The organism is Chthonomonas sp. (assembly GCA_016788425.1).
Lineage (GTDB): Bacteria > Armatimonadota > Fimbriimonadia > Fimbriimonadales > Fimbriimonadaceae > JAEURQ01.
The window spans coordinates 213,401-226,127 of the sequence record JAEURQ010000003.1; the positions used below are offsets into that span (position 1 = coordinate 213,401).

Sequence of the window (12,727 nt, forward strand, 5' to 3'; positions counted from 1 at the left end):
TCGTTACTCTACACGTTTGACGCGTGAACTCGCGAATGCATTCGGCAAGAATTCCGCGAGCGTGTGCTGACTTTCTTTCCCGTCTCCGTTCACCAACGTGATGGGCAGATCGGAGGTCGCAAACTCGCTGAGCACTTGCAAGCACAGCCCGCAAGGCGGCCCGGCGTCTTCCGTCGCCACAACCAGCTCGGCGATCTTGGTTTCGCCGGAAGTGATCATCGCGCCCACGGCATTTCGCTCGGCGCAAATGGTCGCACCAAACGAAAGGTTTTCAAAATTCGCGCCGGTAAACACCTGTCCCGAGGCGCTACGCAGGGCCGCACCCACCCGATAGCCGCTGTACGGAGCGTAGGCGTGAGCTTGCACCGATTGCGCCAGCCGCGCCAGTTCATTCACGCTCCCATATTACGGGATTGGCCCGAAGGTTGCTTGAGATATACTCGCCTCACAGCCCGCCTATGCGAAATCCCGACGATGATCGCCTGATATGGACCTTTGCCACGGGACCCAAAAAGTACCAAACCATGGCCAAGGCGCTAGCGATTTCGCTGGACCTGCAGCAATGCAACATCCCGCGCGGCCTCATTACCGATAGCGACGACCCCGAGCTGCACAGCTACTTCGACGTGGTGAGCAAGCCGGTGCCGGGCTACGAGCACTGGTTTATCAAGTTAGCCGCGCTTGACGCCTTCCCCGAAAAGTACAAGCGACTCATTTTCGTGGATGGCGATAGTCTCGCGATTCAAAAGCTTGATGGCATTTTCGACTGCTTCGAGGGTCACGCTTTCGCGGTGAGTTGCCACTGGAAAACGCCCGAAGATAACCCCGACTTCGATTGGTACGGCGACTGTATGCGCGTGGTGAAGCAACTCGGCTTCCCCCGCATCCCCACGTTCAACGCCGGCTTCATGTATTACGAGCGCTCCGACCGCACCCGCGAACTGTTCAAGCGCACGCTGGAGTTTCGCGACCAGTTCGACGGCTTTGGGCTGGTGCGTAACCAGGGGCAGATCGGCGACGACATCTGCATTAGCTTTGCCATGATGGACACCGGCATCGGCACCGGATTTCGGCACGACCTGGACTTCGCGATGACGCCTTACTCGCTTCAGGGGAGCGTCCATCTCGACGTGCTCAAAGGCGAATGCTCGTTCATCAAAGGGCTCGGCGATCCGAAGCTGATCAAGCCGCTGATTTATCACACTGCCCACGCCCGCTGGGACCTCAAGTACTGGCGCGAGGTGAATCGCCTTCTGGCGCTCGATCGCCGTTCGAAGGGCGGCCCGCCGGACGCGCTGCTAAGGTTCCGCAAGCCGATGATCGTTTTGACCAACTGGTATCAGAAACTAACCGGCTTAAACAAATAGCCTCGCCGCAAGCCACACGAGGGGTGCCGCGAACAGGATCGAATCAATGCGATCCAAAATGCCGCCGTGACCCGGCAACAAGGAGCCGCTATCTTTGAGGTCGCGCTTGCGCTTGAGCCAACTTTCGAAGAGGTCGCCGGCCTGCCCAAAAATGCCCGTAGCAAAGGCCGCGCAAACCCAAACTGGCGTCGCCACGCCGTAGCTCGTTCCGAGCCACGCACAAACCCCCACGCACGCCAAAAAATTGGCGATCGCGCCCTCCCACGTTTTCTTCGGGCTGATCACCGGCGCGAGCTTGTGCTTGCCGATTGCGCGGCCCACAAAGTAACCCGCCGAGTCACCCGCCCATAGCGGCAACAAAACCAGCAGCGCCAGGTTCCACGACCAAGCCGGGTTTTGGCCGTGGCCCAGTTGCTGAAGATGCGCCATCGCGGCGAGCGGCCCCACTACATACGGAACCAAAAGCAGCGCTTGCGCGCCGGGGAACAGCTTAAGCCCCTCCGGCAAGGCAAGGCACCCGACCACGGCCAGCAGCGCAACCCATGGCCACATGCTGGTGCTCAACACGCACGCCAGCACGATCGGAATTCCCACGGCCGCCGTGAGAAGTCGCGTTTTCATGCAATCACTATGGCAGACCTCGTAGAAGCCAACGTGGGCAAAACACACGTTCTGGAGTGCGAGACGTTCCTCCCCCTTCCGCTTGAAACCGTCTTCGAATTCTTCTCCAACGCGGAGAACCTGGAGACGATCACGCCGAAGGATCTGCAGTTCAGCATCCTCACGCCGTGCCCTATTGAAATGCGCCAAGGCGCGCTGATTGACTACCGGCTCAAGCTCAACGGCATCCCCATGACCTGGAAGACCGAGATCGAAGTCTGGGAGCCGGGCGTGCGCTTTGTGGACAACCAGCTCAAGGGCCCCTACAAGAGGTGGTGGCACGAGCACAAGTTCCGCGAGGTCGAAGGCGGCGTCATCATGAACGACCGCGTGGAGTACGAGCTACCCTTCGGCCCGCTCGGCGAAATCGCTCACGCGTTGTTCGTGCGCAAGAAGGTGCAGGGGATTTTTGGTCACCGAGAGGCTGCGATTCGCCAGGCGCTCGGGCTCTAGCTTGCTTCTTGTTCGGCTTTGCGCTTCGCGCTGGCTTTCTTGGCCGACCGGATCTTGATGATAATCGGGATCAGGCTGGCGAAGAGCACGATGAGCATCGCGATTTCGAAGTTGTCTTGCACCCAAGGAATCTGCCCAAAGAAGTAGCCCGCCAAAACGCAACTCGCCACCCAGAAGAGGCCGCCGAAGAAGCTAAACCGCAAGAACGTTTGGAACGGCATGTTGCCCATGCCCGCCACGAACGGCGCGAACGTGCGCACGATCGGCACCCACCGCGCGAGCACCAAGGTCCAACCGCCGTGCTTGGCGAAGAACTCCTGGGTTTTTTCGATGTGTTCCAGTTTGAAAAACTTGGTGCCGCCGCGCGCGATGATGCGCGCGCCCATGCGCCGCCCGATTTGGTAGTTGAGGTTGTCGCCGATGAACGCCGCCGCCACCAACAGCGGGATGAGAATCCAGATGTTCAGGGCGTGCTTGGTGGGGTTGGCGAACATCCCGAGCGCAAACAGCAACGAGTCGCCGGGCAAAAACGGCATGATCACCAAGCCGGTTTCGGCGAAGATGATCAGGAAAAAGATGAGATAGGCTTGCGCACCGAAGTCGCGAATGATGGCGAAGACCTTTTCGTCCAGGTGAAGAATGAAGTCGAGGAAAGCCTTCACGATGCTAAGGTACCCGCTGCGTCGACTTCGGCGAGAATGAGGCGCGCGACCTCATCTATGTGTTGTGCGGCGTCAATCACGCGGTATCGCTCGGGCGCGCGCGCCGCCTCGGCCAAGAATCCCGCTCGGACACGCTGATGAAACTCCAGCGGCTCGCGATCCAAACGGTCTTGGCTTTGTTGCCGCGCCGAGCCAACCACGGGGTCGAGATCGAGCAGGAGTGTGAGGTGCGGCTGTAAGCCCTTGGTGGCCCGCGCGTTCAGCTCACGCAGCCACTCAACATCGCCGCCCCGCGCATAGCCCTGATACACCACCGTCGAGTCGGCGTACCGATCGCAGAGCACCACCATGCCGCTTTGTAGGGCGGGGCGGATCACGTCGCTCACATGCGCCGCGCGATCGGCCAAAAACAGAAACAACTCGGTGAGCGGATTCACGGATTCCGAATCGAGAAGTAACTGCCGAACGGTGGGTCCGATCGCGCTCCCACCTGGCTCGCGGGTCACCAGCACCTCGCGACCGCGTGCGCGCAGCTCGCTGGCGAGTCGCTGAATTTGTGTGGATTTGCCGCCGCCCTCGGGGCCTTCAAACGTGATGAACACTCCTCGCGATTATAGCTAGAATAAGCCTATGACTTGGCAGCAGGAGGTGGCTCAGTTGCTTGGCGGTGACGCGGTTCTGGCCGGGCCCATCGCCGAGCGCGCCTACGACGCCGATGCCTACACCGTCGATCGGAGTCAGCCGACGTTGGTGGTGCTGCCGTCCTCAACTGACCAAGTGGTGGAACTCATTCGCATCTGCGCCCGGCATGGTGTTCCGTTTACGACTCGTGGCGCGGGCACCGGCTTAAGCGGCGGCGCAACGCCCGCCCTCGGCGGATTGGTGATTTCCACCAAAAGGTTAAATAAGATTTCCGAGATAGAAGTTGGCGAGCGGATGTTGCGCGCGGGTGCTGGGGTGGTGAATGTCGCCATTACGCAAGCGGTTGCGCAGGCGGGTTTGCACTTTGCGCCCGACCCCAGTAGCCAGAGCGTCGCCACGTTGGGCGGCAACATCGGCGAGAATTCCGGCGGCCCCCACACGCTAAAGTACGGCGTGACCGCAGCTCACATTCTGGGTCTGACTCTGGTGGATGATCACGGCGACGTGCACGAATTCGCGCCCCATCGCAATCCGCCTTGGCCGGACTTTGCGCAAGCGGTGATTGGCAGCGAAGGTACTGTCGGCGTCGTGACCGAAGCGTGGTGCAACCTTGAGCCTTCGGCTCCGTACGTGCAAACGGGGCTGATTTCATTTGCCAGCGTTCGCCAGGCGACTGACTTTATCAGCGCGGTGATTGCCGATGGCGTGGTGCCTGCCGCGCTGGAAATGATGGATCGCAACATCCTTTTCGCGTTGCGCGAGGCCTTTGGATTGAGCTATCCCGCCGGCACCGAAGCCCTGCTACTGGTCGAATTTGATGGCGACGATGCGCAAGCCGTGCAAAGCACTATGCAAGCGGTTGCGCAACTCGCGTCTAGGTTCGAAGCGATCGCCGTTGAGATGGCCACCAACGAGGATGAACGCAAGAAATTGTGGACCGCCCGCAAGAAAGGCGTGGGCGCCATGGGGCGTCTCGCGCCGAGCATCGTCACTCACGACGGCGTGATTCCGCGCAGCCGCCTGCCCGAGATGCTGGAGCTGGTGTACCAGGTCGCCGAGGAACGCGGGATCGGCGTGGCGAACATCTTCCACGCCGGCGACGGCAACCTGCACCCGTGCTTCTACTTCGACGACCGCGACCCCGAGCAGGTGCGGGCGGTGGTGGAGGCGGGCGAGATTATCCTGCGCAAATGCGTGGAACTCGGCGGCAGCCTCACCGGCGAGCACGGCATCGGATTCGAGAAAAGCGACCTGCTGGGGTTGCAGTTTTCCGATGACGACCTGGCTTTGCAGCGCGACATACAGGCGATTTTTTGCGGATCGAGCAATAGCAACCCGTGCAAGGTGCTGCCCTTGGGCAAGGGTTGCTCCGAGCACCGATCGCGGTGGCGAGGCTCCGCGTGGTAACCGCAATCCGCGACCGCGTTTTGGCCGGCCCAAGCGGCTTTGCGCAGCTGGCACGGTGGTCGTTGCCGAGTGAGGCGCTGGTCTTGCAGCAAACCGCCGAGCCGATGCCGCTAGGCCGCGACATCATTGAGCTTTCCGCCGCCGATTTGGTGGTCACGGTCGGCACCGGCATGTCCTTGCGACAACTCAACGACGAGCTCCGGAGCCACCGCCTCTGCTTGCCCTATTGGCCCGTCGAAGACGCTCTGCGCGACGAGCCCCTGGCTGCACTATTGGGCTTCAACCTGCCCCACCTCGGCGAGCGCACCTACCGCAGTTGGCGCGAGTGGAGTCTGGGCGCGACGTTGGTCACAGGTACCGGCCGCATCGGCAAGTTTGGTTCACGCGTGGTCAAGAGCGTGGCGGGCTACGACGGGCACCAGCTGTTCGTCGGCGCGCGCGGGACGCTGGCGGTGGTCGCCGAAATCAACCTGCGCCTGTATCCGTTGGCCGACCCCCCAGAGCAAAACCTGAGCCCAAACCTCATTCACAGGGTCCGGGCCGCCGATTGCGCAAGCGCTTGCGCAGGCTTGCATGGCTTTTTGCATGAGCCCACCCACACGATCTACGCCGAAGCCGACGCGCTGGCCGAGATCACCCGCTACCAAGGTGACTTCCTGCTTCGAGCCGGGTGCGGCAAGGCGAATTTTGCATTCGAGGACCCGTCGCAAGCCCACTATTGGCGACGAGCCCGCGACATCTGGGATCCAGAAAATCGCCTGAATCCGGGGGCGCTCGGCCTATGAAAGAGCTCGACGAACTCACGACCAAGTGCATCCGTTGCGGATTCTGCTTGGAGGCGTGTCCGACCTTCCGCGAAACCGGCGATGAAACCCAATCGCCGCGCGGCCGTATCTACCTGGCGCGCAGCGCCGACGAAGGGCGCTTGAGCTTCGACGAGATCGCGCCCGCGCTCGACTCGTGTTTGGGGTGTCGCGCCTGCGAAACCGCTTGCCCAAGCGGCGTGGAGTACGGCGCGATTCTCGAACTCGCGCGGAGTCGCCAAACCCAACCGCTCGCCCGTCGCGCGTTGCTCGGCATGGTGAGCAACGGCTGGTTCTTGCGCGCCCAGCTACTCGCCGGTCGCGTATGGCGGCCGAAGCGCATCCCCAAACTCTTCAGCCCGCAACCGCCCGTCGTGCGGCCACCACGTTCTCAACCAAATAGTTGGCAAGCTCCCATCGAGCCCACCACCATCAAGGGCGAGGTCGCCGTGTTGCGCGGCTGCGCGATGGATGTGCTCTTCCCGCGAGTCCACCAGGCCACCGAGCGTCTGCTCAACCGGGTCGGCTACCGAGTCAATTGGGTGAGCGGCTGTTGCGGCGCGCTCCACGCGCACCAGGGCCAAGCCGCAAAAGGCGAAAGCATGGCCGAGCAAATCCTTCACCACCACCCCAAGCTCGTGATGAACTCGGCCGGGTGCGGAGCACACTTGCGCGGCATGGCCGAAACTAAGCTAGTGGTAGACATCTCCGAGTTCCTACTAACCGAGGGCCTGCTCGACCTTCTCAAAGCGAGCCCGGGCCTCAAGAAAAACATCACCTATCACGACGCGTGTCACCTGGCCCACGGTCAAGGCGTGCGGACGGCCCCGCGCGAGCTGCTCGGCGCAATTCCCCAGGCAACACTCATCGAGCTACCCAACGCTGACCATTGTTGCGGGAGTGCAGGCGTTTACAACGTCCTGCAACCGCGGATGGCAGGTCAACTCGGCGAAAAGAAACTCGCCGAGATCGGTAAAATAAGATGCGACATCGTGGCCATGGGCAACCCCGGCTGCCAAGCCTGGATTGACCAATTGGTGGAGGAGTCGAATACGCCGATTCGCGTCCTCCATACCGCTGAATTGCTGGAATCTTCGTTCAGCGGCCTCCCTTAACATGAAAAATTTTGACGAATCGTTTCGCAAGCCTCATTCGTATGGGTACAATTCCCCTGCTTAGGAACCGTCCGGCGAGACACGCGTCTTAATGGGTGGCCTTAGGCCGGGAATCAAGTGTTGGAACTGGGATTGAACGTCCACTCGCAACGGCATGAAAATTGCAAACCATTTGGTTTGGAATCCAGTGTCGCTGGGGCGGCCACAGCCTCCAACAGCCGCTTGATTCTCAACATCGACAACACTGGTCGGGTTTCTCCGTCGAGGTCAGTCTCGGCGTCCGGCAGTAACGAAATTCGTGAGGGAAACTTGATTGGAATTAACCATTCTTATAGCTAGCTCGATCGTCGCTGGTGCCATTGCACCCATGACTGCAGTGGCAACGCGCCGTTCGCTCCGCGACCGGTTCAAAGCGCTGTTCAATAAGCCCACCCCCATGGTCGCATCGGCCCCAACGCCGATCCGGACCCCGGAAGGTTGGCAACTCATTCAGTGCGAAGACACCGAATCCTTTGTCAAGTGGCTCGGCCACGACGAAAAGGGCCTCCCGTTTAAGGAAGGCGAACTCCCCTCGCTCGGCAGCCATCTGCTCATCGAAATGTTCGATTGCGAACCGGAATCGATCAAATTCGAAAGCGGCGTCGCCGATGCGATGCTCACCGCCGCCCGCGCGTCGGAAGCGACCATCGTCGCCGACTCGTTCCACGAGTTCAAACCGTGGGGTGTTTCGGGTGCGGTCGTCATTCAAGAGTCGCACTACACCATTCATACGTGGCCGGAATTCGGTTACGCCGCCGTGGACCTGTTCTACTGCGGAGGGACGATCAGCGTGCACAACGCGGTGGAACTTTTGGAGAAGCGGTTTAAGCCCGGTCGAATGAAGTTCCTCGTCGTGCGACGCGGAATGCAAGACGAAGTTCAAGAGCGCGGCTAATCGGCATCGAACTTGAATAGAATGGCCTTGGGAGTAAATTCCCAGGGCCTTTCGAATTTTATCGGACCGTCAAACCGTTTTAACTGAAGAGAAATGAAAAAGAATCACCGCTCCCGGGCCGCGGAAGATACCGTCCAGGCTTTCCTCGATAGTGCCGGGCGCACCGTGTTTGTGCTGGGGGCGCTGGGCACACTCATCTCGGTGGCGATGTTGGTGTACTACTACTTCCACTTCGCGGGAGCAAACGACGCCACGGCCGCGCAGATGCAAAACGTCGCGCTCTTCCAAAAGATTCTCACACCCGCTTCCATTTGTCTCGCGCTGGGTTCGGCTTATCAATTCTGGGGCGAAGAAATTCTTGGCGTCGTGATGCTCATCGTTGCCGGAGCCTTGTACGCCGCCCCTAGCCTGCTGGCCATGGCCGGAGGCGCGACGCAGAATAAGGTGGCGCTCGCCTCGGCAAACGCGTTGCCCATTGCGGGGGTCGCGATCGGGGCGGTTGCGGTCGTGGCGGTGGTCATCGAGATCATGCAGCGCGTGCAAATGCGCAGCACGCTCGGAGCCAAGGGCGACACGCTCAAATATGGCAAGGGCATCAAAGAGGAGAAGGAGACCCAAAACGTGCTCCTTGGCAAGTGCTGGCAGCTACCCTACTGCCGTAAGTTCGTCCGCGATCTCTGCCCGATTTTCCACGCGAAAACCACGTGCTGGAAGGAACGAGTCGGCTGCATGTGCGAAGAAAGCGTCATCGCCAACGCCATGAAGGGCGGCGCGATTCCGCGCGACGTGGTCGCCGCGCAGAAGTACATTCCCGTCAACAGCAAGCTCACGCCCAACCAAAAGGCCGAGCGCTGCCGCAACTGCGTGATCTACAACGAGCGCCAACGACATAAGTACAAGATCGCGCTTCCCGCGACCCTGGTCGGAATGGGGGCCATCTACGCTGTGTTCCGCGAGCCGCTAAAGTCGGGCATCTACAACCTGATTCAAGGCACCCAGAGCGTGGCCGACCGCGTGCTGCTGAAGGATAAACCGGGCGGGGACAACATCCTCATGGCCGAAGGGTTTAAGGAAGTCCTGCTCGTGGTCATCTTCGTCGTGGCGATTGCCTATCTGCTCAAGGTCATTGAGTGGCTGTTCTTCACGCTCAAGGTCTAGTTCGCCATGGCCACCGCACCCACCCCCACCATCCTCAACGGATCCTACGGCGAGGGCGCGGGGGCCCTCCTGCGCACGGCGTTGCTTATGTCGGCGATGACCCGCCAAAGCGTGCGGGTGCACAACATTCGCGGCGCCACCCGCCGGCCGGGACTGAGCAGCGAGGACCTCACCTTTACCGAGCTTCTGGCCAAAACCTGCGACGCCGAACTGAGCGGGGCCGAGCTCCGAAGCAACGACCTCACCTTCGCGCCGCGCCGCGACATCCACCCGGTTCACCTGCGCGCGAGCGTGGGCGACCACGAAAAGGGTTCGGTGCCGGGCAACGCGCTGATTATCCTGCAAGGGCTCTTGCCGGCCCTGGCGCGCGGCGGCGGCATGAGCAAGGTCATCCTCGAAGGCGAGACGTACAACCCCTCCACGCTCACCTACGACGCCTTTGAGCATGTGACGCTGCATCTGCATCGCCAGCAAGGCGTGGTCGCGTTCCCGCAGCTCGAAATGGCAGGCTTCGGCTACGCCAACTATGGCGAGGTCGGGCTGGAAGTGGAACCCAGCGCCTTTCGCGGCATCCGGTGGGATTCGCGCGGGCCGCTAGTGGGGGCCGGGGCGATCATCGCGCACAGCGAGATTCAGGCGTCCAGCATCGATCGCGGATTGGAGGCGCTCCACGGGCATTTTCAGTCGCTCGGCATTCGGGCCGAAATCTCCGCACAAAAGGTCAACTCGCGAAGCCCCGGCGTGCACGTCACCACATGGGTGGAGTTTGAACGCGGCCTCGGTACTGGCCAAGCCACCGGCCAGCGCGGAGTCAAGATGGAAACCGTCTGCCAATCGGCGATTTCTGCGTTAACCAATTGGTTAGATACCGACGCCACGCTTGACCCCTACCTGGCCGATCAGGCGCTGCTTATCGCCGCGCTCTGCGAGGAGCCGACCACCTATTCGACCAGCGCCGTAACCAAACGGTTAACAACCATGGCCTGGGTGATCAAGGAGTTTCTGCCGATCCACATCACGATCATGGGGCAGGAAGGGTACGGCGGCGTCGTGACGGTTAAGCGGTAAAGTTGGCGCATGCGCGCCGCCATTTTCGTTTGCCTGGCCCTGCTGGTTTCATCGACTTTCGCCTCCGAGCGCGGCGAGGCTCTTAAGCGCGCCGACAGTTACGGCGCGCGGGTCGCCAACAAGGTTCTCAACGAAAACCTGACCTACGGCTGGACGCCCGGCGACCAAGAATTCTGGTTCCGGGAAGACATCCTGGGCGGCACCAAGCAGTTCTGGGTGATCAATGATAAGGGCGATCGCAAACCCGCTTTCGACCACGCCAAAGTGAGCAAGGAACTGGGCGGCAGCCTCCCGTTCGCCCGGCTCAAGCTCTCAACCGACGGCAAATCTTGGCTGGTGGACAGCAATCCGCCGCGCCGAATTGATCGCACGTCAAGCCAGGTCTCCAACGCCGCCGACACGGACTTCACCGGCTTGCGCGCCTTCTCGCCAGCCGATGTCATGACCAGCGAGGGTGCCGGTCCCCGCGTGGAAATCGTCTTCGTCAACAACTCGCAAGAGCCTCTCACCTGCAATTGGCTGGACGAGGGCGGCGAGAAGCGTCAGTACAAGGTGTTGGCCCCGGGGGAGCGTTGGAGTTGCGGCACTTACGAAGGCCACTTCTGGGTGATCACCAACAAGGAGGGCCGAGCCCTCGCGGTCTACAAGCCCGAGCCCGGTGGCATCGCCTACCTCGATGGCAAGGTGGTTCCTCCGGCGCCAAAACCGCGTCCGCGCGACCCTGCGCTTTCGCCAGATGGTCGGCGTCGCATCGTGTTCCGCGGCGAAAAGGCGTTCCTCATTGAGGTGGAAACCAAGCAAGAAACCGAGCTCACGCACCCCCACGCGGCGGACACCCGCTACCGCGGTCCGGTGCATTGGTCGCTCGATTCGCAATCCGCCGCCTTTGAATGCTCCGATCAAGATGCGCAGCGACCGCTCAACATCGTGCGCACAAGCCCGCCCGGCGAGATTCATCCCAAGCTCGAATCGCGGCAATATCTCAAGCCAGGCGACAAGCTGGCCAACCCCGAGGTGGTGGTGTGGCGCAACGGCGAGGGCCTGAGAGCCGTGCCGAAAACGCTCTATCCCAATGCGTGGGACCTCGACAATCACCAGTGGCTCGACGCGAATCGTCTGGTTTTCCGCTACAACCAGCGCGGCCACCAGGTGATGCGTCTGGTGGAATACGACGCGCGCACGAACCAAGCGCGAACGCTGTTCGAAGACACCAGTCCGACATTCATCGACTGGACCAACAAGACCTTCTTCCGAGTCCTCAACAACCGGAGTGAAGCCATTTGGATGAGCGAGCGCACCGGCTGGGCGCACCTGTATTTGGTGGACCTCGCGACCGGCAAGGTCAAGCGGCCCCTCACCCAAGGTTCGTGGGTCGTGCGCAGCGTGGAACGCGTGGATGAAGATGAGCGGGAACTCTGGTTTCAGGCTTCGGGCAACGTCCCCGGTGACGATCCGACGAATCTGCAGTCGTACCGCGTAAACCTCGATACGGCGGTGGTCACTCCGCTGACCGAGGGACCGGGCAATCAGCGCATTTGGCCCTCGCCCGAAGGAAAATTTGCGCTCGCCCGCATCACCTCGCCCGGCCAGCTTCCTCGCTACGAGCTCCGCAATCTGCGCACCGGTCGGCTGTTAAGCAAGGTGGTTCAAGCCACGGGTGTGGACCTCATGCGGTCGGGCTTCCGCCTGCCGGAGGTGTTTTCCGCCAAGGGTCGCGATGGCAAAACCGACATCTGGGGGCTGATCTACCGACCCACAAATTTCGACCCCAACAAGAAGTACCCAGTCGTGGAAGACATCTACGCCGGACCCCACGGCAACCACGTCCCCAAGGATTTTCACGTGAATTCGGGCGGCCAGCAAATCGCCGAAATGGGGTTCATTGTGGTGCGCATCGATGCCATGGGCACCAACAACCGCGGCAAGGCGTTCCACGATGTCTGCTATAAAAACATCGCCGACGCGGGCTTCCCGGACCGCATCGCGTGGATGCGCGACGTAGCTAAGCGGGTGCCCCAAATGGACCTGACTCGGGTGGGAATCTACGGCACCTCGGCGGGCGGCCAAAACGCTCTGCACGCGCTGCTGCTGCACGGCGACTTCTACAAAGTCGCGATCGCCGACTGCGGTTGCTACGACAACCGCGTGGACAAGATGTGGTGGAACGAGCAGTGGATGGGCTACCCCGTTGGGCCGCACTACGCGGCGCAATCGTGCGCGACCCTCGCGCCGAAACTGCAGGGCAAGCTGATGTTGCTTCTCGGCGAAAACGATACGAACGTTGACCCGGCCAGCACCTGGCAAGTGGTGGACGCGCTGGTGCGAGCGAACAAAGACTTTGACCTGATTGTGCTGCCGAATGTGGGGCACGGCGCGATCGGCCACCCCTACGCTCGGCGGCGAGCGCGCGAGTTCCTGTGGGACAACCTCATCGCGCCGGTCGCATCAAAATAGGGTT

The 12,727-nt window shown here is 61.3% G+C and carries 13 protein-coding genes; 9 read left to right on the forward strand and 4 right to left on the reverse strand.

Translation table 11 applies throughout. The annotated features are described in order from the left end of the window. Positions 1-3: 3 nt before the first annotated feature. The gene (gene cdd / locus JNJ45_08300; protein ID MBL8048668.1) at positions 4-396 is read right to left on the reverse strand and encodes a cytidine deaminase; all 393 of its coding nucleotides are present in this window, start codon (positions 394-396) and stop codon (positions 4-6) included. 62 nt (positions 397-458) lie between these two features. Between cdd and JNJ45_08305 the strand changes: the two genes are divergently transcribed. Continuing rightward, complete coding sequence (locus JNJ45_08305; protein ID MBL8048669.1) at positions 459-1,367, forward strand: hypothetical protein; 909 nt, start codon at positions 459-461, stop codon at positions 1,365-1,367. Here the strand turns inward: JNJ45_08305 and JNJ45_08310 are convergent. Next, entirely contained in the window at positions 1,356-1,988 is a 633-nt protein-coding gene (locus tag JNJ45_08310) for a phosphatidate cytidylyltransferase (protein MBL8048670.1), read from the reverse strand. The genes JNJ45_08305 and JNJ45_08310 overlap by 12 nt on opposite strands. Positions 1,989-1,997: 9 nt before the next feature. Here JNJ45_08310 and JNJ45_08315 point away from each other — a divergent pair, with 9 nt between their 5' ends. Next, positions 1,998-2,480 (forward strand): SRPBCC family protein, encoded by a 483-nt coding sequence (locus tag JNJ45_08315; GenBank protein ID MBL8048671.1) that lies wholly within the window; start codon positions 1,998-2,000, stop codon positions 2,478-2,480. Here the strand turns inward: JNJ45_08315 and JNJ45_08320 are convergent. Together JNJ45_08320 and JNJ45_08325 are read right to left on the reverse strand one after the other, a co-directional pair. Then, complete coding sequence (locus JNJ45_08320; protein ID MBL8048672.1) at positions 2,477-3,142, reverse strand: VTT domain-containing protein; 666 nt, start codon at positions 3,140-3,142, stop codon at positions 2,477-2,479. The genes JNJ45_08315 and JNJ45_08320 overlap by 4 nt on opposite strands. Then, on the reverse strand, positions 3,139-3,744 hold the full coding sequence (locus tag JNJ45_08325; GenBank protein ID MBL8048673.1) for a dTMP kinase: 606 nt from the start codon (positions 3,742-3,744) through the stop codon (positions 3,139-3,141). Before JNJ45_08325 ends, JNJ45_08320 begins: the two co-directional genes overlap by 4 nt. Before the next feature lie 28 nt (positions 3,745-3,772). On the opposite strand from JNJ45_08325, the gene JNJ45_08330 reads away from it, so the two are divergent. The 7 genes from JNJ45_08330 (at position 3,773) to JNJ45_08360 (ending at position 12,723) form a co-directional block, all read left to right on the forward strand. Continuing rightward, complete coding sequence (locus tag JNJ45_08330; GenBank protein MBL8048674.1) at positions 3,773-5,191, forward strand: FAD-binding protein; 1,419 nt, start codon at positions 3,773-3,775, stop codon at positions 5,189-5,191. After that, a complete protein-coding gene (locus tag JNJ45_08335; protein ID MBL8048675.1) occupies positions 5,149-5,976 on the forward strand; it encodes an FAD-binding oxidoreductase in 828 nt (275 codons plus the stop codon). Before JNJ45_08330 ends, JNJ45_08335 begins: the two co-directional genes overlap by 43 nt. Then, positions 5,973-7,109, forward strand: a complete 1,137-nt coding sequence (locus JNJ45_08340) for a (Fe-S)-binding protein (GenBank protein ID MBL8048676.1) — start codon at positions 5,973-5,975, stop codon at positions 7,107-7,109. Before JNJ45_08335 ends, JNJ45_08340 begins: the two co-directional genes overlap by 4 nt. Before the next feature lie 367 nt (positions 7,110-7,476). After that, a complete protein-coding gene (gene speD, locus JNJ45_08345) occupies positions 7,477-8,043 on the forward strand; it encodes an adenosylmethionine decarboxylase (protein MBL8048677.1) in 567 nt (188 codons plus the stop codon). A 93-nt stretch (positions 8,044-8,136) separates the two neighbouring features. After that, a complete protein-coding gene (locus JNJ45_08350; protein ID MBL8048678.1) occupies positions 8,137-9,201 on the forward strand; it encodes a hypothetical protein in 1,065 nt (354 codons plus the stop codon). 6 nt (positions 9,202-9,207) lie between these two features. Then, positions 9,208-10,269 (forward strand): hypothetical protein, encoded by a 1,062-nt coding sequence (locus JNJ45_08355; GenBank protein ID MBL8048679.1) that lies wholly within the window; start codon positions 9,208-9,210, stop codon positions 10,267-10,269. A gap of 9 nt (positions 10,270-10,278) precedes the next feature. Beyond that, the gene (locus tag JNJ45_08360; GenBank protein MBL8048680.1) at positions 10,279-12,723 is read left to right on the forward strand and encodes a prolyl oligopeptidase family serine peptidase; all 2,445 of its coding nucleotides are present in this window, start codon (positions 10,279-10,281) and stop codon (positions 12,721-12,723) included. Positions 12,724-12,727: the final 4 nt, after the last annotated feature.